The organism is Chryseobacterium sp. D764, assembly GCF_019317325.1.
GTDB lineage: Bacteria > Bacteroidota > Bacteroidia > Flavobacteriales > Weeksellaceae > Chryseobacterium.
In genome coordinates this window covers 763,146-784,273 of the sequence record NZ_CP079219.1, presented here as the reverse complement: position 1 = coordinate 784,273, position 21,128 = coordinate 763,146, and the positions used below count along the sequence as shown (strand labels likewise).

The following is a 21,128-nucleotide window of genomic DNA, read 5'->3' as shown; positions in this document are numbered from 1 at the left end:
GGAAGAAAACAAAAAACGAGGCTGTTTCAGAAAGTCAAATAATTGGCTTTTGTCATTCTGACAAAGGAAGAATCTCATTGATAACTAAATACACGAGATTCTTCACTACATTTCATTTCGTTCAGAATGACAGTTTTGAAACAGTCTCGTTTATACAACAAGATTAATATTCTATTTTTTCACATCTTCCATAGATGCTCCAAAATTAATATGAAGAACGTTACCATTAGGTGTTACTAAAGCTGGTACAGATTTTACGCCTGCCTTCTCAGCCTCTTCAATTTTGTTTCTGTCATTTCCTAAATGGATAATTTCAATATTTTCCAAACCTATAAGGTTGATAATATCATGTTCTGCACTGATACATACAGGACATCCTGCATGATAAAAAATGGATTTTTTCATAAGATTGTATTAATTAACAAGGGTTTTAATAATATTTTTTAATTCTTCAGTCTCTTTTTCCTGAAGAGGTTTTAAAGGACTTCTCAAATTTCCGCCGTTTTCACCCAGAATCGTAAGCCCTGATTTTACAGCTCTTGGCAATCCTTTATTGACAATAAATTTTAAAAGGTCAAACTGCTGGTAGAAAATAGTTTTTGCTTTTTCAAGATTCCCTTCCTCAATGGCGTTGTAAAGACTGATAGTAAGCTCTGGGATAAGATTCGGTGCAGCGGTACACCAACCTCTTGCTCCGGCACAAAAGGCGGCCAGTGCTAAAGGATTAGAACCGTTATAGAATGCCACTTCCTCTCCCAATTCTCTTCTTAAAAAGTGCATCCTTTGAATATCTCCTGTACTTTCCTTAATCATTGTTACATTAGGAATTTCAAGGAGTCTTTTCAATAAGGCTGGTGACATGTCTACTCCACTCGTTGCAGGATTGTTATAGGCCATAATCGGAATAGAAATTTTACGGGCTACCGCGTCATAATGAGTTACAATCTCATCATCTGTAAGTTTCCAGTAACTCATTGGGATAATCATCACCGCATCAGTGCCTGCTTTTTCTGCAAACTGAGCATGGTGAATTGTTTTTTCCGTTGTAAGATTGGAAACTCCCACCAGCGTCGGAATTCTTCCTTTTACCTGCTGTAAAGTAGCTTCCGTTACTTCTTCTTTTTCTTCATCAGATAAGTAAGGCATTACCCCTGTACTCCCCAATGGAGCAATTCCGTGACTTCCGGAAGTAACCAGTCTTTCTACCAGATGTTTGAAAAGAGGAATATTTACTTTTTCATTTTCATCAAAAGGTGTTATGGGATAGGCAATAATCCCTTTAAATGGAACATTTTTCATGTTTTGCTGATTTAAAATTTAAAATCCTGATATTAAAGGTCTCTGCCTTCCTCTTCTCTCAACGCAACACCCAGATTCTGCAGCTGAGGAGCATTTTCGCAGGCAATATATTTGGCTGGTTCTGTGTCACTAAGATTCTGATGCTTGTGCCATGCCCATGAAGGAATATATACGGCATCTCCAGCTTCCCAATGCACCCTTTCATCTTCTACTTCTGTCCAGCCTTTCCCTTCGATCACAAATAATACGGTTTCATAAGTATGACGGTGTCTGTTGGTTTGCTGTCCGGGAGTGAGTCCGCCAATCGTCATACTTACATTCTTACTTGGAAGATCTACAAAGAAAACCGGGTGTTTCCTTTCTGTTGAAAACTGATTGTGCTCTCCTGCATTTTCTACATTTTTATGAATCAAATGACTTGGTTTTACATACTTTGGTCTTGCAAAAGTTTCGTGAAAATCTTTAGAACTGAATTGTTTCTTATCCATGATTTTTAAATTATTATGGTTTTGTGCTTTATTGCATGACAAAATTATTTTATATTTGGACCATTCAAATGATTCAGTTTTTACATAAATAGATAGTCCAGATGCTTCGACCTTGGAAATTAGAATTGGAAATTGATAAAAAGCTTGCTAAAGCCGTTTATCTACAGATTGCAGATACAATCATTAGCGATATCCGTTCAGGAAGATTAAAAGCCGGAGATGCACTTCCCGGAAGCCGAAATCTTGCTCAGACTCTAAAAGTCAACAGAAATACTGTGGTAGAAGCTTATCAGGTTCTGATTAATGAAGAATGGGTAGTTTCCAAAGAGCGGAAAGGAATTTTTGTTTCTGAAAGCCTTCCTGCTTTGCATGAGAAAAATGCAGCTAACACACATGGTTCTTTAGATCAACAGATTATTTCCGGAGGAATGTTAATCAACTTTGATGATGGCCATCCGGACAGTAAAATTGCGCCGGTAACGGAGCTGGCAAGGGCTTACAGACAAATTTTCAGCATTAAAGCCAAGTGGCAGATGATGGGATATGGAAACGAGCATGGTGACACGGAATTCCGTAAAATGATCTCTCAGATGCTGAATCATCAGCGTGGAATGCACATTCATGAAAATGAAATTTCCATTACAAGAGGAAGCCAGATGGGTATGTTTCTGACCGCTCAGACTCTTTTAAACTCCGGTGATAACGTTATTGTGGAAGATCCGGGTTATCAGCCCGCATGGCAGACTTTTAAATATGCAGGAGCACAGCTTTTGCCTGTACCTGTGGATAAAGAAGGAATCAATATTGAAGCTATTGAAAAGCTTTTGACAGAACATCAGAACATAAAAGCGATATATATTACTCCCCACAGACAATATCCTACAACAGTTACCCTAAGTTTGTCAAGAAGATTGAGACTTATTGAATTATCAAACCAATATAATATCACAATCATTGAAGATGATTATGACAATGAATTTCATTTCGGTTACCGCCCTATCCTGCCGATTTCAAGTTTTCCGGAACTTCAGCATTATGTATACATCGGAACTTTAAGCAAGGTTGTTGCGCCCGCTTTAAGGATCGGTTATCTGGCAACAAAAAATCAGGAACTATTGCAAAGAATTGGTGATTTGAGAAAGATTATCGATGTACATGGAGATGTAATCATGGAGCAAGCTGTTCTGCAGCTGATCAAAGAAGGGGCTGTAAAAAAACACATCAAAAAAGCAACCATCCATTATAAAAATAAAAGAGATTTTGTATTTGAACTGCTGATCAAACATATGAAAGGCATTGCAGACTTTACATTGCCTGAAGGCGGTCTTGCTTTCTGGATCACTCCAAAAGTTAAACTGGATTGGGATGCTGTAACCGCTCAGTTATTGGAAAAGAATATTAAGATCATTCACCCGAAACAATACAGCCAGAATCATGTGAACGGATTCAGGTTAAGCTACGGGGCGCTTTCTGAAGAGCAGCTGGAGCAAAGTATTCCAGTTATTTCAGAGGTTTTTGCTAAGTTTTTTTAATCTTTACAGAGCATAATGACAAAATCTGTGATTAGAGTATAACCACAGATTTTATTTGAAATCTATTCTACTTCAAAGACCGCCTGAATTTCAACCGAAGAATTCACCGGAATTGAAGATGCTCCAAAAGTCGCTCTGGCATGTTTTCCTTTATCTCCGAAAACTTCAACGGCCAGATCAGAAGCAATATTCATCAAATCTGCATGTTTTGTATAATCGTCTTTTGTATTAAAAATTCCTGTAAGCTGCACACATTGCTTTACTCTGCTCAAATCTCCTCCCACAGCTTCTTTCAATACGGAAATAACGTTCAGCATAGTCACCTTTGTAGCGTCTTTTACCTGTTGTTCATTTACTTCAACGCCCAATTTTCCCGGATTGAGAATTTTTCCATCTTTCAAAGCAACCTGATTAATAAATACCAGATTTCCGGAACGGACAAACGGCTGATAGTTTCCTGCGGGTTTAGGAACCTGTGGAAGTATAATATTTTTTTGTCTCAGTATTTCATTAAAGTCCTGATGAGTTTCAGCGATAGGCGCGCTTTTTTTCGGGCGGGTATCTTTCAGAGCCAATGCTATTTTTGCAAAGTTTTTCCCTTGAAGCTCAGCAATATTCCGTTCTCCTTTGGTAGGTCTCTCCACATCTTTTAAAGAAGCCATACTTGTCACTCCTAAAACTGTATTTCCCTGTGGAATAGCTTTGTTTAGCTCTTCTGTTCCACGAATTCCGTTAGACACCAATACCATTCCGTGGACAGCAAGACTGTTCCAGAATGCCTGAAGTGCAAGCTCCTTTCCTGCTCCGCTCCCCGCTGACATAAAAACAGTAGCCGGAACTCCTTCCAAAGCGTGATTGGTCCAAAGCTGAACGGTTTTAGATAAAAATTCACTCATTCCTGTACTGATATTCCCGAAATAAACCGGTGAACCAAAAGCAATTCCATCGTAGTTTGTCAGTTCATCTGCCGTTGCTACAGGCAGATTTTTCAGATTGGGATGTTGGGAAGCTTTGACTAATTTGATATAAGGAACTGCATTATTTTCGCTTTCAATGCCTTTGGCAATCTCTTTGGCCAGTTCATAGGTTCCGCCATTATCAGAATGGATAAGAACAAGTATTTTAGCTTTATTTTGTGCCATGATGTTGGTGATATTAGATAATAAAATTAAAATAAAAAAAAGACATAATTTTTTCATTCAGAATAAGATATAAGTTAATATTTTTTGTTGCGATAATTCTTTTTTACTGTCTGTTATCTTGATTATACAAAATTACTATTGTCGTTTTTATTAAATTTGCCAAAATATACATACAAAACGACAATATGAAATGTGGACTGATTGAAAAAACAGAAAGCCAATTTGTAGATTCCATCGAAAAAGAAGCTTATGTATGGTGTGAAAAAAACTGGAAACATGATGACTATGAACATCAGCATAACCGTGCCCAGCTTACATTTGTGGAAGAAGGTTACCAATATTTCCATATCGACAGGAAGATTTATCTTGTTCCGCAGCATCATGTCATCTGGATTCCGTCTGAAAAAGCCCACAAAATAACTTCTGAAGCACAAACGGTGAATCTGATGGTTTTTCTGTTCAAGTCTGTTTTTGAAGATGAATTTTATCAGAATGTACAGGTATTTGCCGTTCCTCCTGTTCTAAAAGAAATGCTTTTGTATGCTTCAAAATGGAACCAGTCATTGGATGAAAATGAAGAACAGGACCTATTTTTCAAAGCTATTTTAAAAAGCCTTCCCAACTTCTGCAAAGAAAGCAGCGGACTAGAGATCCCTGTTCCTACGGATACCAGATTGATTCCTGTATGTAATGATATCAATGTTCATTTTAAATATAACCTGGATATTGATTCATTAGCTGAAAAAGCACAAATGTCTGTAAGGAGTCTTCAGCGGATTTTTAAAAATGAAACCGGAATTACCCTGCAAAAATACCTGCAGCTGACAAGGATTTTAAAAAGCATAGAGCTGATCGATACCAGACAATATACTTTAAGTGAAGTTGCTTATAAAGTAGGCTATCAAAGTCTCTCCGCCTTCACATCATCCTATTTTGTCATCATGCAGGTAAAGCCAAAAATCAATAAAAACTAATGAGTTTCAGTATGAGGTATTGTCACTTTAAAGGTTGGTCATCGCTGCAAAAAGTGTATTCTTCAGACCTGATAGTATTTTATTTTAAGATTAAAAGCCTGTTGAGCTCACTTTTAAAACATCCCAGAATAAATTCCGTATAATACAGCTGGGCATTCAGGGCTTGTGTTTTTGGGTGAAGTTCAAGCTTTTTAGTCAGAATGATCTCCCCTTTATAGGAAAATGAGAAATATGCAAAAATTTTATAGCCGGAACTCCGGTTCGGTGTACAGTAGCCGGTTGTGGCAATAGACCAATCCGATTCGTAGAGCCTTGCAACGTTTAATGCCATGGTCTCTGCAACATTTTCTGAAACACAGTCACATTCTTCAGCTTCCTGTCTGTTGACTTTTAATAGTCTTACTTTTTCCGGTAAAGAATAGGTTGTCATGCCTCCTTTATAGAACATAGAAGCATTAGGCATCTGTGAGAAAGCCAGCTGTAAACATCCTGAAGTAACACTTTCTGCAACGGAAATGGTCTCGTCAATGGTCATGAATGACTGGCTTATATATTCAAGAAGATTTTGTTGAAATTCCATAATATTATATTTTGAATGAGGTTTAAAATTAGCTTGAGGAAATGAAAAAGAGAGGTTCAAAAAGCTGCTGAATGAATAAAACAGCAGCTTTCAAAACCCAAATATTTAATATGGTGTGAAAGGTATTTTAATACTTATGAATTTCTCTCCATTTCAAGATCCCATACTCTGTGTTGGGCAATAGCATTAATAAATTTATCTGCAGGATTTCCATCTTCCCATGTAATGATTCCAGGATCATCATGTTGTTTGGCTGATACATTAGAATGATGATAAAGAGCCTGTGTATCTGTACCGAAATAAATTGCCTTACAATGTCTGTAAGCTTCATTGATAAAATGCAGCACATGATGTTTATTTTCTGAAATCATCAGTTCTTTTACCGAATCCGCACCTGAACAGATATAAAGTGCATCAAAACAGACACTGGCTGTATTGGTCAGAGAATGTTTCGGGGTCAGGTCTGTGCCGTCATTGGTTTTTATATGAGCAAGACTTGGCGCAATCAATTCAACTTTGGCACCTTCTGCTTCAAGTTTTGCCTTAAGATCGCTGACAGCTCCTCCATCAGCACCATTGGCCAGAATAAATCCTATTTTTCTGCTTTTAATCGTATTCTTAACGGTATGTCTCATGCTTAAAGCATCAGAAGTTTTTGTATTAGGGTCCCTTTCTTCGCTCTGAAGCTCTACAATATTACTGTCTGCCGGCAAACTTTGGTTGGGCCATTCTAATTTTTTGACTTCTACCCCTAATTTTTCTGCAACCCTCCAGGCCAAAGACATATCAATAAAAGCCAGCTGCCCTACCATTCTTTCTCTAATTTCAGGACGATTCACTTTAGACAATTCAAAGATCAATGCATTCTGAAGGTGAGTTTTTTCCGGTGTCGACTGGCTGTTGTAGAATAGTTTAGCCTGTGAATAATGATCTACAAAGCTTTTGCTTCTTTCCCTGATCTTTACCCCAGAAACTCTTTCCTGCTGGGAAGCAAAACCTCCTTCAGACATCATCGCCTGAAAAGGACATCCACCTCCTATGGAATTGGGTTCATAGCTCGTTTTTCCTTTGACAATCTGCTGTCTCATGTGTCCGTCCCTTTGATTATTATAAACGGTATTGATAGACCTGTTAATCGGGATTTCATGGAAATTGGGTGATCCCAGTCTTGACAGCTGAGTATCAGTATATGAAAATAATCTTCCCTGCAGCAGCGGGTCATTCGTGAAATCTATTCCGGGAATGATATGTCCGGGATGAAAAGCTACCTGTTCCGTTTCTGCAAAGAAATTATCCGGATTTTTGTTCAGGGTTAATGTTCCTACCATTTCTACGGGCACTTCTTCTTCAGGAACCAGTTTGGTAGGATCAAGAAGATCAAAATCAAATTTGTGCTCGTCTTCTTCAGGAATCAGCTGTACACCAAAATCCCATTCAGGATAATCACCGTTTTCAATGGCTTCCCAAAGGTCTCTTTTGTGAAAATCAGAATCTACTCCTGAAATAATCTGAGCTTCGTTCCAGGCTACAGAGTGTACTCCCAATTTTGGTTTAAAATGAAATTTCACAAAATGTACTTTTCCTTCCTCATTAATGAATTTGAAAGAATGTACCCCGAAGCCTTCCATCATTCTCAGACTTCTCGGAATAGCTCTGTCGCTCATCACCCACATAATCATGTGCATACTTTCAGGCATGAGTGAAATAAAATCCCAAAATGTATCATGTGCCGAAGCGGCCTGCGGAATTTCATTATCTGGTTCCGGTTTTACAGCGTGTACAAGGTCCGGAAATTTCATAGCATCCTGAATAAAAAACACAGGTATATTATTGGCCACCAAATCATAATTTCCTTCATCAGTATAGAATTTCACCGCAAAACCTCTTGCATCTCTTGCGAGATCTGTACTCCCTTTACTTCCTGCTACAGTTGAAAATCTTACAAAAATAGGTGTTTCTTTTCCCAGTTCTGTTAAAAATTTTGCTTTGGTATAGGCTGCAAGGCTTTTGTTAAGTTTAAAAACGCCATGGGCACCGGAACCTCTTGCATGCACTACTCTTTCGGGAATCCTTTCGTGATCAAAGTGGGTAATCTTTTCTCTCAGAATAAAATCTTCCAGTAATGAAGGGCCGCGTTCTCCGGCTTTTAAAGAATCCTGATTATTATTAACCTTTAAACCCTGATTGGTGGTCAGTTTTTCATTTTCATTGGAAGTACTATGTACATCCAGCTGTTCTGCTTTTTTGTTGTATTTGTTGGTTTCCATATTCATAATCTTTTTGTGGTTGGTGTTCAAAGCAGTGAGATAAGGAAATATTCTGCAGAATTAATCTGCCTTTTTTTCCAGAATTTCAAGAAGCCTGTTGATATATTCTTCCTCCTTCAGTACTTTATAGTAGGCTGTTTTAGCATACAAAGTGAAATCCGGGGATTCAAATCTTATTTCATCATCCATATCAGTGCTTTCCATGCTGTTTTTGGTATGAAACTCACGGATATGAAGGATATATTCTTCCATATAAGCATCTATTACTCTTTTCAGAACCTCACACTGAGCATTGTTTTTAATCTTTTCCAATGATTTGATCAGAAAAGCTGTCACTCCGTAAGAATTGATAATAAGCGGAAATAAAGACTCATTCTCTAGCGCATTATTTTTATCATTCAACCCTGAATGTTGTAAAGTGTCGTTTTCAAATATCATATTCAAAAAAGGTATTAGTTATGAGAAGCTTTTAAATATTGCTCAAAATAATGGAGGTCATTTTTATCTTTGATAGACAGATAAAACATGATCTGTTCCGGCTCTTTTAATCCGATACTGTTGAAGCAGTCAAAATGAGCAATTAATGCCTGTATACTTTCAATATCAATATCTTTCAGGATAATGAATAAAAGAAATATATTTTCTTTTATTTCTTTGGCATAGATTGCTGCTCCGTCCCCAAAACATGTTCCTGAGTGAGTGATTTTTATAAAATCTTTGTGTCTCAGCGTTTTTATTATTTTCTGGCCATCCATATATTTTGATTTCATGATTGAAACAAGCCATGTAGAACAAGCTACATGGCTTATTGTATACTTTTAATCTTCCTGTTCTGCATCAAAATTGATGGATGCTTCTGCAATATCTGTAAGATGCGAGTCGGTGTTTTCTTCTTCCTGAAGTGTTCTTTCAAGGAGATTGGCGGCTTTATCATGTCCCATGGTAATCGCAAGCTGTGCAAGTCCGCCATACGTTGCAATTTCGTAATGTTCTACTTTTTGTGCAGCAATAATTAATGCAGCATCTCTTGTTGCAGAGCCATCTTCTGTAGATTTGATGACTTCTTCACCTTCTTCAATGATTCCTTTTATAGCCTTGCATTCCTTTTTTTCGGGCTTTTCATCAATAAGTTTAAAAACTTTTTCCAGACGTTTTACATGCTTTTGGGTCTGAAGATGGTGATCTTCAAAGGCATCCTTCAGTTCTGCGGTGGTAGCGGCTTCCTGCATTTTTTCCAATGCTTCAAGAATGGCATTTTCAGCATAATAAATATCTTTCAGGGCACTTACAAAGAATTTGTGAAGCGGGGCATTTTTCATTTCATCCTTGTTGACAGTCGTCTTATCTGCAGTTCTTTTCTGGGTGGCAGAAACTGAATTATTGGTTTCTAATATTTTATTGGGCATGGTGTAAATGGTGTTTGTATTAATGGGATTACCTCTTTATATAGGTCTAAAAAGGCAATCCCGGAAAAAGAATTATGAATTATGTCTGCCTCCGAATCTGTAGGATGTCTGGCCTTTTGAACTACGATTTTCTTGAATTTCTAGTGTTCATAACTGAATTTTTACTATTACTATTTAGTGATGTGTATTGCAGCCCGTGACTAATATTAGACGGAAACAATTGAGTCTCGGTAATTTTAAAATGATGATAAAAGCAAATGCTTTTTGCGTGCCTTTATTGAGGTCTTAGGAATGGTATCGAATAATTCTTTACCAAATATACGTCAGAATAATTCACTTTTTTATGACCTGAGTCATGTTAATCGAATATTAATATAAAATTTTGCGGTCTTTTAAAGTGATGCTCCCTTCTTTTTCCATTTTTTTTAAAGTTCTGATCACTGTTTCCACACGCAGGCCTGTAAGATTGGCAATCTGCTGACGTGTAAATGCAATATGGAAACACTGGTGACAGTCTTCATCATGATAGCTTTTAAGATAATCCAGTAACCCTTTCAGCCTCTGCATAGGGTTTTGCGATGCAAGGCTCTGCATCATTTTTAATTTATAAAAAATTTCCTGTGAAAGGCAGGCATTCATTTCCAGAGAAAGATCCGGATGCTGCCTGATCATTTCAAAGAAATTATTTTTGGGAAGTCTTATTATTCGGGAATCATCAAGACATATGGCATTGATGGGATAATCCTGGTTGAGAAAAAGCATTGCTTCTCCAAAGCTCTGTTTTTTGCCCAGAATATTATGAATGAATTCTTTTCCGTTTTCATTATAATTATTCAATTTTACTTTTCCTTCACCAATCTGAAAATAATATAATGCATGATCCTCTTCTCTAAAAACTGATTCCTGTTTTTTATAGTCTTTGTCTTCTGCACCAAAAGAGTACAGAAGATTTTCATCAATATTCATGCAGCTTATTGTCTTCATAACTTCACTAGTTTTTAAATAAAAAAAAATTTACAAATAGTATGCTTTAAATTAGATTAGTATAAAATTTTACGATTTTCAATTCTCACAATTTTATCTCTTTCCATATGTTTGATGGTTCTTATAGCCGTTTCCACACACAGACCTGTAAGGCTTGCCATCTGCTGTCTCGTTAACGGAACCAAAAAAGAATAAGGAGTCAGATCCTTTTGAGAACTTTTAAGATAATCCATTAATCCCCTCAGCCGTATAGAAGGATTTTGAGACGAGAGATTCTGCATCATGACAAATTTATAATAAAGTCGTTCGGAAAGGAAGTTACTTACTTCCATGTATAATTCCGGAGATTGGTTCAGTAAATTAAAAAAAAGAGTTTTATGAAGCCTTAAAACAGTACATTCTGTAATGGCTTCAGCATTCATAGGATAAGGTTTTTCTATAAAAAGTATAGATTCTCCACAACTTTCTCCGTCAGATAAAATATTTTGAATAAATTCTCTCCCTTCCTCATTATAATTATTGAGTTTTACCTCTCCTTTAATAATCTGGTAATAGTAATTACTAATGTCCCCTTCACGGAAAATAGTTTCTGAAGGGGTATAATGTCTCGTTTCTGCTCCCGCTGAAATCAAAATATTTTCGTCGATAACCATAATAGCCTTTTTTGGAATTGTTTTCTTCTTCCTATCCTCTTAGTCTCAGTAAAAATAGTATTGGCAATCGATTTCTAACTGCATGCAAAAACCGCACCTTAATTATTGGTCATAATGTTAAATAAAGTTAAATAAATCATTAATTTCAATCAATTTTAAGCTTATTGATCTAAACTCATCAAAAAATCAGCTTTATACACAATATTTTGCAATCAAAAAACACTACAATTCAACACAACGCTTTGATTATTAAAGCAAAAGCCCGGTTTCTGTATGAAACGGGGCTTTCTATATGGAGTTCCCAAAGAATTATTGGGTTGTCATTCTCAATATATTTTTAATTATTTCGCAAATTTCTTAGTTCCTACAACACATAATATCACTCCTACTGTCACACCCAGCATTCCCATACTCACCTGCTCATGAAGAAGCCAGGCAGCCAATGCAAGGCCAAAGAAAGGCTGAAGCAGCTGGAGCTGTCCCACAGTAGCAATACCACCCTGCGCCAATCCTTTATACCAGAATATAAAACCAATGAACATACTGAAAAGAGAAATATAAGCCATTCCAAACCATCCCTGGAAACTAACACTCCCAATATCCTCAGGGAAATAAATAAAGAATAAAGGAATCATAACAGGCAATGCCAGTACCAAAGCCCAGGAAATCACCTGCCAACCCCCTAATGTTTTGGATAATTTTGCCCCTTCAGCATAGCCCATACCGCATAAAATAACTGCCAGCAACATCAGAATATCGCCAATGGGTGAAGCAGATATTCCTTGTGAAACTGCATATCCAATCACTAAAAGACTTCCAACAATGGAGAAAAACCAAAATATAGGATGAGGCCTCTCACCCCCACGGAAAACTCCGAATATAGCGGTTGCCAAAGGAAGCATTCCCAAAAATACAATAGAATGAGCCGAAGTAAGGTATTGAAGAGCCAGTGCTGACAAAAGCGGAAAACCTACCACGCAGCCAAGAGAAACCAAGAGCAAAGGAATTAACTGCTCTTTAACGGGACGTTTTTCTTTACCCAGCCATAATACGATAAGAGCTAATATCCCTGCCACAGCTGCACGAACTATCGTCACAAAGGTCGGACTCATTTCCATGACAGCTAATTTGGTAGCAGGCAAACCACCGCTAAATAATACTACCCCTATAAAGCCGTTGATCCATCCGCTTATATTTTCATCTTTTGATATTTGTTTTGTTATCATTGTATCGAAACTTTTAATTGATGGTTCAAAATTAAAAAGGATAATTTGATAAACACAGTATCAGTTTTGTATATTTGCATGAGCACAGTTTGAAATATGAACAAAGAATTTTTATACACAGAAATTGCAGACGGAATTGCAGGACAGATCAGGAATGGTATTTTAAAGGCCGGAGATAAGCTTCCTTCGGTAAGAATGCTATGCCATGAACATCAGGTAAGTATGAATACCGCCAAGCGTGTTTTCCTGGAACTGGAATCCCAGTCTTTGGTAGAATCCAAACCGCAATCCGGTTATTTTGTGAGTCAGTTATTATCCGCAAAACTTCCTTTGCCGGAAGTGAGCCGTCCTTCATTGATCGCCAATAATGATGAACCGGATGAACTGATCAGTAAAGTATATGAAAATATGGGTAAAAAAGACCTTACTTTTTTCTCTATTGGAATTCCGTCAGGAGATCTTTTACCTCAGGCAAAACTGAAAAAAGAAATCGTAAACGCTATCAGGGAATTAAAAGAAGGAGGTACTGAATATGAAGAACTTCAGGGAAACCTGAAATTAAGAAGAATGATTGCCATACGTTCTTTACAATGGGGAGGAAATCTGAGTGAAAACGACCTGATTACTACCAATGGCGGAATGAATGCTTTGTCTTTCTGCTTAATGGCATTAGGAAAACCCGGCGATACAATTGCTATTGAAAGCCCTTGCTATCCGGGAATTCTACAGCTGGCAAACGGAATGGGTTTAAAAGTATTGGAACTTCCTACACACCCTACTACCGGAATAGAAATTGAGGCTTTAAAAAAAGTAATTCCCCAAATAGACATCTGCCTGCTCATTCCGAACTTCAATTCACCCTTGGGAAGCTGTATGCCTGATGAAAATAAAAAAGAAATTGTAAAAATACTTTCGGAAAACAACATTCCACTGATTGAAGATGATGTCTATGGAGATCTTTATTTCGGCTCTACGCGCCCAAAATGTTGTAAATCTTTTGATAAAAACGGAAATGTACTGTATTGCAGTTCCATTTCAAAAACTTTGGCTCCGGGATATCGTGTAGGCTGGATTGCTCCTGGAAAGTATAAAGACAAAATCATGAAGCTTAAGCTCCTGCATTCCACGTCCTCTATTTCAATTGTTAATGAAGCTGTAGCCAACTTTCTGAAATCAGGAAAATATGAAAAACACCTACAGCAGCTCCGCAGAACCCTGCAAAACAATTATCAGAACTATGTTCAGACCATTGCAGAATCTTTCCCGGAAGGTACCAAAACCAGCCGTCCACAGGGAGGATTGTCTTTATGGGTAGAATTTGACAAAAAGATACGGACAACAGAACTATACGATATGGCCATCAAGCAAAATATAAGTATTGCTCCCGGAAGAATGTTTACCTTTCAGGAGCAGTTTGAAAACTGTATGAGACTCTGCATAGGACTTCCGTGGTCGGAAGATACACAAGCAAAACTCAGACAGGTTGGAAATCTTGCGAAAAAAATTTATTTGAAATAAGGAAGATGGAAGTTATTATAATTTTAAGAATAGATTATGTCAATTCTTATTAAGGATGTTTAAATAATAACTATCAAGTTCTTTTGTGTTTACCAGAACTTCAAGCTTCCCTCTCCCATCTTCCATCCTTTTTTATTTATTATCCGGGACGAAGTTTTTTCTCGCCAGCTCTTTTCTTACACGGCTCAGACTCTCAGGAGTAATTCCAAGGTAAGACGCAATCATCCATTGTGGAACTCTCAAAAGTAAATCAGGATACATTTTAATAAATTTCATATATCTTTCTTCTGCCGTCTCACCAAGCAAAGAGTTGATTCTGTTTTGAAGACTTCTGATATGTTTCTGAAGCAGAAAATCACTTCTTTCAATACTGTTTGGAAACTGTTCAACCAGCTTATTAAAGAAATCAGGATGCAGAAACAGAATTTCTGAATCTTCAACCGCTTCTATATAATAAATGGATTTTTCATTGAAATAAAGACTGCTTCGGTCAGAAATCAGCCAGCTTTCAGGAGCAAACTGTATAATATGCTCTTTCCCGTTTTTATCAATGGAATACATCTTCAACAGACCTTTTTCTACAAAGAATATATGCCGGCATATTTCGCCGTACTGAAGAAGAAACTGATTTTTAGGAATTTTCTTTACTTCATAGTGCAGGCTGCAAGTGTTCACATTTTGAAGGGGAACATTTAAAACTTTGGCTAAATAATCATTTATATTCTTCATGATACAATCTGGCTTAAAGAAATATCCTGGTGTGAAGCATTGTTTACAGGTTTTCCGTTCTCTATTACAATCAGCTGCGGACTTTCGTGTCTGATCTCAAAATCTGCCGCTATTTTATTGGAAACAGATCTGTGAGCCAACAGATCAAGGTAGTATACATTGACCGGCTGATCTGAATTTTCAACTTCTTTTTCAAAATTCTTCAGTACAGTTCTGCTGATAAAACAGCTTGTTGAATGTTTAAATATAGCAATTCTATTCTGAAAAGAGTCTTCTATAGCTTTTGTAAGGTCTTCTTCAGACTCTATCTTTTTCCAGAATGTTTTTTGGTCAGGGGTTTCGTTTTTTCCACCGAATATTTTATCAAAAAAACTCATACATTAAATTGTTTTAGATGATGATCAAGATGTTTGTATTCTAAAAATGTCCAGTCTTTTTCAGTCATGTTTCCGAATAACCTGTGATGATCCGGCAGGTTGCTTTTTTCACAAGCTTCCCGGAATTCTTCAAGCGTTTTCAGCAGATTGGTTTTTGACACATCAAAATCACACTCAAAATTAACGATTAGTTTTTGAAAAGTAGGCATGTTTCTGGGAATTCCATTATTGAAGACATACATTTCTGTTTTAGTGAATATGCCTATGGTCTTATACACAAAGTTGATACGGGGAAGTTCTACTTTTTTTAAAGCTACCTGAAGAACTAGGTCACAGTGCTTTAGCATTTGACATACGTCCATTTTCCCCCATTTTCCAGGGGAATTTTCAGATAACATGGAAATTCGGTCTATAATTTCCTTATAATATATGGGATTATTAACACGCTTCCTTACCAACCTTTTTCTATCTTCAGGTTTTCAATATGGGCAAAATGATGATTACAATGCCAGACGTACAAAGCAAGGCTGTCTCTTAGATTATAATCTCTGTTATGCTCCGGATGATGAAAAGTTCTTTCAAATTGTTTATTCGTAAGGCTTTTAAGGAGTACAACCCATCTTTGGTGCGTTCCTTTCAGCATTCTCATAGCCGGTTTTACAGGCATATGGTAACTATCCTGAAGTTCTGCCCACTTGGCTTCATCATAAGGCTTTATGGTAGGATTATCTTCTGTAAGAGCCAGCTTAAAACGGATAAAACTATTCATATGACTGTCCGAAAGGTGGTTCACAAGCTGTCTTATAGTCCAGCCTCCTTCTCTGTAGGGAGTATCCAATTGATCGTCCGTAAAATGTTCAATGAGATTTTTTAGCCTGCCGGGAAAGTCTTTGATCACTTTGATGTAAGTATCCAGTGTAGTATCGCAGATATTTTCTGGAGCTTCAAACGGGCCTATCGGAAACTTTTTTTTCTCTAAATCACTCATTGCTCAAGGGTTTAATTTTTAATTATTGCCGATTTGTCCGATGGTTATCTTTTGGAACAATTTATTAATATCAGCTTCTGTAAATTTATCAAAAATTCAAGAATCTAAGGTGAATAAAGCATTAATTATACCGATAACAATTTTTGTGGTACCAATTTTCATCAAAAAAGGCTTCAATGATAAACTGAAGCCTTTTTTAAGTTATATTGATAAAGGACTAATAACCATGTAAATCAATACCTTCTGTTCTTTGTAAGGTTACTTTTCGGCCCATTTTCTTCTGGATTACTCTGAAATGCTGCAATTCATCATCTGTCAGAATACTGATTGCTGTCCCTTTCTCATTAGCACGCCCTGTTCTACCGATACGGTGAATATAATCTAAAGGAGAACGCGGCAATTCGTAATTGATCACGCATGGTAATGACTCGATGTGAATTCCACGCCCAAGCAGGTCTGTTGCCACCAAAATCTGGGCTCCGTTTACTTTAAACTCTTCCAGGTTATTCTTGCGGGCTCCCTGCGATTTCTGACTGTGAATAGCCACCGCTTTAATTTTATTCTTTTTAAGCTTTTCCACCAGGTTATCTGCAGATCTTGTAGACGAAACAAAGATCAAAGCCTTTTCCACCTTTTTTTCCTTAATTAAATAACGAAGGAAAGGACCTTTATTTTCAGGAGAAACATGATATGCAAGTTGTTCGATATTATCAATTTCAACTTCTTCTTTTTTAATTTCAATAATAGTGGGATTGATAGACAGGCGTTCTTTCATTTCAGAAACCTTATCATTTAAAGTCGCTGAAAATAAAGTCGTTTGCTTCACCACAGGCATCATTCCGAAAAGCTTATTCATTTCTTCTCCAAAGCCCAGCTGAAACATTTTATCCGCTTCATCAATCACCAGATGCTGAATTCCTGAAATACTCAATGCATTATGGTCAATTAAGTCTAAGAGACGTCCAGGAGTGGCAATAAGAACTTCTACCCCAAACATTCCTTTCATCTGCGGATTGATGGAAACACCTCCATAAACAGCCATTGTACGAATCTCCCGCTTCAGATTTTCTGTAAAAGCTCTGAAAACTTCATCAATCTGAATAGCCAGTTCACGGGTAGGAACCAATATTAAAACCTGAACATTACGGTCTTTTTTAACTTCAGCATTCTGTAGTTTTTCTAAAATGGGCATTACAAAACAAGCCGTTTTCCCGGAACCAGTCTGTGCAATTCCCATTAAATCTTTCCCCTGCAAAATAACAGGAACTGCCTGCTCCTGTATTGGAAATGGTTTTAAATACCCTAATTTGTTAACAGAACGAATAATATTGTGTGATAATCCTAACGATTCAAATGACATAAAAATACTTATTTACTGCAAAGATAAGCTATTGAGATTTAGTTCCATTTTTTTGAACCGTAAAAGGCTTGAAGTCGGGAGATGGAAGAAAGAAGTACGAAGGACATAAAGGAATACATAATACTCTCTGCTTCATCATTTTTAAAAAGTTCTTATGCAAAGACAGTTAGCAGTTGTACCACTGAAAGCACTTCCAGCTTATTATTTTTTTATTGCCGATTTGTCCGAAAATTCGGGTTTGGACAAATTTTTGAAGATTAGTTTTGTAAATTTATCAAAAATTCGAGAAATCAAAATATGAAAAAAGCGTTAATAATAGTCGATGTACAGAATGATTTTTGTGAAGGCGGAGCCCTTGCAGTCCCTGGATCCAAAGAAATTATCCCGTATATCAATCTTCTCATGGAGGAAAATGCATATGATCAGGTGGTTCTGACACAGGACTGGCATCCTGCAGGACACAAAAGTTTTGCAAGTAGTAATGGCAGACAGGTTGGAGAAAGTATTATTTTAAATGGTGTTCCACAGTTTATGTGGCCGGATCACTGTATTCAGGGAACTTTCGGGGCAGAATTCCACAAAGATCTGAACAGAGACAAAGTAACCCATATTGTACAAAAAGGCAAAAATATAGAAATTGACAGCTACAGCGGTTTCCAGGATAATAATCACTTTATGAAAACCGGACTGGACGATTTCTTAAAATATCACGATATCCAACTGGTTGAAATCGTAGGGCTGGCATTAGACTATTGTGTGAAGTTCACGGCTCAGGATGCTGTGGCCAACGGATATGTAACATGCCTTCACTTCAATGGTACACGTGCTGTAAACGTAAAACCGGACAACGCCAGAGATGCCATCTACGAGATGATTGAAAAAGGAGTGACAGTTTTAGGGTAATGATCAATTATAAATGATTAATTATGAATTCTGGAATTCATAATTAATACAATAAAAAAAGCGCAGAAAGTAATTCTGCGCTTTTTTGTTTTTTACACTTAAATGTATTGTTTAAAAGAATGAAATAAGTTACAAATCCGAATCTGCTATTCATTTTATAACTCATAATTCATCATTATATTAAAGCATTTTAAGGTTATTTACTTCCAGTTCTGTAAGGATTCTCCAGTGTCCTCTCTTGATATTCTTCTTCGTCAATCCTGCAAACATTACTCTGTCTAAAGCTTCCACTTCGTACCCTAATCTTTGGAATATTCTTCTGATAACACGGTTCCATCCAATATGAATCTCAATTCCGATTTCATTTTTTGGTTTTCCTTCAATGTACGAAATCTGATCAACAACTGCTATACCTTCATCAAGACGGATTCCTTCTGCAATAAGACGTAGATCTTCCCCTGTAAGCTTTTTATCTAACGTTACATGGTAAATCTTTTTAGCATCAAAAGATGGATGCGTTAATTTTTTAGTCATGTGTCCGTCATTGGTCAATAAAATAACCCCCGTTGTGGAACGGTCTAATCTTCCAACAGGGAAAACTCTGTAAGGAGAAGCATTAGCTACAAGATCCATTACTGTTTTTCTTGCTTTGTCATCTTTCGTCGTAGAAATATAACCTTTTGGTTTATTCAAAAGTACATAAACCGGTTTTTCCGGAGTAATATTTTGTCCGTCAAAAACTACTCTGTCGGTTTTCTGCACCTGATAGCCCATTTCGTTGACTACTTTTCCGTTTACCTCTACCAGTCCCTGAGTAATAAGATCATCAGCTTCTCTCCTGCTGCAGATCCCTGAATTGGCAATATACTTATTTAGACGGATAGTATCTTTATGAACATCTTTGTCAATTTTATTTAACCTTCTTTTTTGTACAAAAGATTTTGCTCTGTCATCTCTTTCATCTCCATTAGAGGGTCTTCTGCCATATTTCAGACTACCTCTTTCATATTTATCTCTTGTATTAAAACTGTTTCCTCCTCTTTTTGATTTTCCGAAAGATTTTCTCTCAAAGCTCTCACTTTTATTGGTGATGTAAGGTTTTTTTTCAGATTTTGAACCCATATCTTCGCTGGAACCTTCAGAGCTGTCTGTATTTCTCTTGAAAGGTTTTTTGTCGAATTTTGAGTTAGCCCCTCTATGTTCAGGAGCTGTTCTGCCTCCGTCTTTAGAAAAAGGTTTTTTAAAAGGTTTTGATCCTGAAGAATTTCCAGATCTGGAAGCACGAGAATCATCAGAACTTTTCTTGGTTGAAATTCTTGGTCTCTTTGGTCTGTCTGAATTATTATTATCTCTGCTCATTCTAAAAATTTCTGCAAAGATAGTAATTTAGTTACGAGTTAAAAATTAAGAATCATAACTTTGCACTATAGTTTACATTTTAACTTTACAAATATTAGAAGATGATAACAATATTAAACGATAATTTTTCTCAGCTTAACGGGTTTCTTCATGAAAAATCTTTCAGTAAAATTTTCATTCTTGTAGATGAAAACACTCATGAATACTGCCTTCCTATTCTTTTAGGAAATATGGAAACAGACCTTGGCTTTGAAATTTTAGAGATTGAAGCCGGAGAAGAAATGAAAAATATCCAGACTGCCAATCAGCTTTGGGAAATTCTTACGGAAATGCAGGCAGACAGAAAAGCGCTGGTTATCAATCTTGGTGGCGGCGTGATTACTGATATGGGCGGATTTGTGGCATCTACTTATAAAAGAGGTATCCAGTTCATCAATATCCCTACTACCCTTTTATCTATGTGTGATGCTTCCATAGGAGGAAAAACAGGTATTGATCTGATGCATTATAAAAATATGGTGGGAACTTTCGCATTCCCGGAACAAATCTTTATTTTTCCGAAATTCTTAGAAACATTACCGTTTAAAGAATTAAGAAGTGGGTTCGCTGAAATGCTGAAACATGGATTAATTGCTGATAAAAATCATTGGGATCAGCTGATCAAAGTTCGTAAACTGGAGGTGGAAACGGTAATTCCGCATATTCAGACTTCTATGAAAATCAAACAGGACGTTGTAGATAAAGATTTCCACGAACAGAATATCAGAAAAACTTTGAATTTTGGGCATACAATAGGCCATGCTGTGGAAAGTTTATGTTTACAGCAAGGAAATCCTATCCTTCACGGAGAAGCGGTTGCCATGGGAATGATTGCAGAAACTCATCTGGCTTATCTGGAGAATCTTATTTCTGAAACAGATGCAAATATGGTTATTGAAAATGTACAGAGATACTATCCTTACCTGGATATCAATGATTTTAAAGATGAAGATATCACTGCATTATTACTGAATGATAAAAAGAATACAGACAGTAAAATCAATTTTTCCCTGCTTTCCGGAATCGGTTCTTGTACTTATGACCATCAGTGCAGACAGGAAAACATCCTTAAATCTCTGTCTTTTTATAGAAAATTGAATAATGCTTAACTGTTTTTTGGAAAAATAAACCTGGTTTAAAAGGTTGTTTTTAACAAAATTGTCAATTTAGAGCTCTTCTAAACAAATGTTTATTTAAATTTACAACTAGCTGAAAATCAATTTTATATTTTAAAAATCACTTAAACACTAAGTGATTTTTTTATTGATTTTACTCATAAAAAAGATTTTTGGCAAGCAATTTGA

The 21,128-nt window shown here is 36.7% G+C and carries 23 protein-coding genes; 5 read left to right on the top strand and 18 right to left on the bottom strand.

The genetic code is table 11. The features are described 5' to 3' along the window. Positions 1–171: 171 nt before the first annotated feature. Genes KYG33_RS03450 through KYG33_RS03440 form a run of 3 tightly spaced genes read right to left on the bottom strand, consistent with a single transcriptional unit; the run spans position 172 to position 1,787 of the window. Positions 172–405 carry a thioredoxin family protein gene (locus KYG33_RS03450; RefSeq protein ID WP_077417465.1) on the bottom strand — a complete coding sequence of 78 codons (234 nt, stop codon included), beginning with the start codon at positions 403–405 and terminating at the stop codon, positions 172–174. A 9-nt stretch (positions 406–414) separates the two neighbouring features. Next, the gene (locus KYG33_RS03445; protein WP_219072673.1) at positions 415–1,299 is read right to left on the bottom strand and encodes a dihydrodipicolinate synthase family protein; all 885 of its coding nucleotides are present in this window, start codon (positions 1,297–1,299) and stop codon (positions 415–417) included. A gap of 32 nt (positions 1,300–1,331) precedes the next feature. Then, positions 1,332–1,787: a cupin domain-containing protein gene (locus tag KYG33_RS03440; RefSeq protein ID WP_034698222.1), complete on the bottom strand. Its 456-nt coding sequence runs from the start codon at positions 1,785–1,787 to the stop codon at positions 1,332–1,334. 101 nt (positions 1,788–1,888) lie between these two features. Between KYG33_RS03440 and KYG33_RS03435 the strand changes: the two genes are divergently transcribed. Beyond that, positions 1,889–3,319 (top strand): PLP-dependent aminotransferase family protein, encoded by a 1,431-nt coding sequence (locus KYG33_RS03435; RefSeq protein ID WP_219072672.1) that lies wholly within the window; start codon positions 1,889–1,891, stop codon positions 3,317–3,319. Between the two features lie 62 nt (positions 3,320–3,381). Here KYG33_RS03435 and KYG33_RS03430 read toward each other — a convergent pair whose 3' ends face one another. Next, positions 3,382–4,518 (bottom strand): Atu1372/SO_1960 family protein, encoded by a 1,137-nt coding sequence (locus KYG33_RS03430; protein WP_219072671.1) that lies wholly within the window; start codon positions 4,516–4,518, stop codon positions 3,382–3,384. A 128-nt stretch (positions 4,519–4,646) separates the two neighbouring features. Here KYG33_RS03430 and KYG33_RS03425 point away from each other — a divergent pair, with 128 nt between their 5' ends. Then, complete coding sequence (locus tag KYG33_RS03425) at positions 4,647–5,435, top strand: AraC family transcriptional regulator (RefSeq protein ID WP_219072670.1); 789 nt, start codon at positions 4,647–4,649, stop codon at positions 5,433–5,435. Between the two features lie 79 nt (positions 5,436–5,514). Here the strand turns inward: KYG33_RS03425 and KYG33_RS03420 are convergent, their stop codons facing one another. From KYG33_RS03420 to KYG33_RS03385, 8 genes are all read right to left on the bottom strand, one after another. Continuing rightward, the gene (locus tag KYG33_RS03420; protein ID WP_180563721.1) at positions 5,515–6,015 is read right to left on the bottom strand and encodes a CinA family protein; all 501 of its coding nucleotides are present in this window, start codon (positions 6,013–6,015) and stop codon (positions 5,515–5,517) included. 134 nt (positions 6,016–6,149) lie between these two features. Continuing rightward, positions 6,150–8,288, bottom strand: coding sequence for a catalase (locus KYG33_RS03415; protein WP_219072669.1), 2,139 nt, complete (start codon positions 8,286–8,288; stop codon positions 6,150–6,152). A gap of 54 nt (positions 8,289–8,342) precedes the next feature. After that, positions 8,343–8,720 (bottom strand): hypothetical protein, encoded by a 378-nt coding sequence (locus KYG33_RS03410; protein ID WP_077417479.1) that lies wholly within the window; start codon positions 8,718–8,720, stop codon positions 8,343–8,345. A gap of 14 nt (positions 8,721–8,734) precedes the next feature. Continuing rightward, on the bottom strand, positions 8,735–9,052 hold the full coding sequence (locus tag KYG33_RS03405) for a hypothetical protein (RefSeq protein ID WP_077417481.1): 318 nt from the start codon (positions 9,050–9,052) through the stop codon (positions 8,735–8,737). Between the two features lie 48 nt (positions 9,053–9,100). Next, a complete protein-coding gene (locus tag KYG33_RS03400; protein WP_180563719.1) occupies positions 9,101–9,688 on the bottom strand; it encodes a ferritin-like domain-containing protein in 588 nt (195 codons plus the stop codon). Between the two features lie 369 nt (positions 9,689–10,057). Then, the gene (locus KYG33_RS03395) at positions 10,058–10,672 is read right to left on the bottom strand and encodes a Crp/Fnr family transcriptional regulator (protein ID WP_232538945.1); all 615 of its coding nucleotides are present in this window, start codon (positions 10,670–10,672) and stop codon (positions 10,058–10,060) included. A 56-nt stretch (positions 10,673–10,728) separates the two neighbouring features. After that, a complete protein-coding gene (locus KYG33_RS03390) occupies positions 10,729–11,325 on the bottom strand; it encodes a Crp/Fnr family transcriptional regulator (protein ID WP_077417484.1) in 597 nt (198 codons plus the stop codon). A gap of 341 nt (positions 11,326–11,666) precedes the next feature. Next, a complete protein-coding gene (locus KYG33_RS03385; RefSeq protein WP_077417486.1) occupies positions 11,667–12,551 on the bottom strand; it encodes a DMT family transporter in 885 nt (294 codons plus the stop codon). Positions 12,552–12,647: 96 nt separating this feature from the next. On the opposite strand from KYG33_RS03385, the gene KYG33_RS03380 reads away from it, so the two are divergent. Next, positions 12,648–14,069: a PLP-dependent aminotransferase family protein gene (locus tag KYG33_RS03380; protein WP_219072668.1), complete on the top strand. Its 1,422-nt coding sequence runs from the start codon at positions 12,648–12,650 to the stop codon at positions 14,067–14,069. A gap of 132 nt (positions 14,070–14,201) precedes the next feature. On the opposite strand, the gene KYG33_RS03375 is transcribed toward KYG33_RS03380, so the two are convergent. The 5 genes from KYG33_RS03375 to KYG33_RS03355 form a co-directional block, all read right to left on the bottom strand. Beyond that, positions 14,202–14,798, bottom strand: coding sequence for a Crp/Fnr family transcriptional regulator (locus tag KYG33_RS03375; RefSeq protein ID WP_047374905.1), 597 nt, complete (start codon positions 14,796–14,798; stop codon positions 14,202–14,204). Then, positions 14,795–15,175, bottom strand: coding sequence for a bacillithiol system redox-active protein YtxJ (gene ytxJ / locus KYG33_RS03370; RefSeq protein WP_077417490.1), 381 nt, complete (start codon positions 15,173–15,175; stop codon positions 14,795–14,797). The genes KYG33_RS03375 and ytxJ overlap by 4 nt, the downstream gene beginning before the upstream one ends. Continuing rightward, positions 15,172–15,537, bottom strand: a complete 366-nt coding sequence (locus tag KYG33_RS03365; RefSeq protein ID WP_232538944.1) for a DUF1569 domain-containing protein — start codon at positions 15,535–15,537, stop codon at positions 15,172–15,174. The genes ytxJ and KYG33_RS03365 overlap by 4 nt, the downstream gene beginning before the upstream one ends. An 89-nt stretch (positions 15,538–15,626) precedes the next feature. Next, the gene (locus KYG33_RS03360) at positions 15,627–16,163 is read right to left on the bottom strand and encodes a YfiT family bacillithiol transferase (RefSeq protein ID WP_077417494.1); all 537 of its coding nucleotides are present in this window, start codon (positions 16,161–16,163) and stop codon (positions 15,627–15,629) included. A 217-nt stretch (positions 16,164–16,380) separates the two neighbouring features. Then, positions 16,381–17,523: a DEAD/DEAH box helicase gene (locus KYG33_RS03355; RefSeq protein ID WP_077417498.1), complete on the bottom strand. Its 1,143-nt coding sequence runs from the start codon at positions 17,521–17,523 to the stop codon at positions 16,381–16,383. Positions 17,524–17,820: 297 nt separating this feature from the next. Here KYG33_RS03355 and pncA point away from each other — a divergent pair, with 297 nt between their 5' ends. Next, positions 17,821–18,426 carry a bifunctional nicotinamidase/pyrazinamidase gene (gene pncA / locus KYG33_RS03350; protein ID WP_077417500.1) on the top strand — a complete coding sequence of 202 codons (606 nt, stop codon included), beginning with the start codon at positions 17,821–17,823 and terminating at the stop codon, positions 18,424–18,426. Between the two features lie 180 nt (positions 18,427–18,606). Here pncA and KYG33_RS03345 read toward each other — a convergent pair whose 3' ends face one another. Beyond that, positions 18,607–19,785: a pseudouridine synthase gene (locus KYG33_RS03345; RefSeq protein ID WP_232538943.1), complete on the bottom strand. Its 1,179-nt coding sequence runs from the start codon at positions 19,783–19,785 to the stop codon at positions 18,607–18,609. A gap of 101 nt (positions 19,786–19,886) precedes the next feature. Between KYG33_RS03345 and aroB the strand changes: the two genes are divergently transcribed. Further along, complete coding sequence (aroB, locus tag KYG33_RS03340; protein ID WP_180563717.1) at positions 19,887–20,933, top strand: 3-dehydroquinate synthase; 1,047 nt, start codon at positions 19,887–19,889, stop codon at positions 20,931–20,933. Positions 20,934–21,128: the final 195 nt, after the last annotated feature.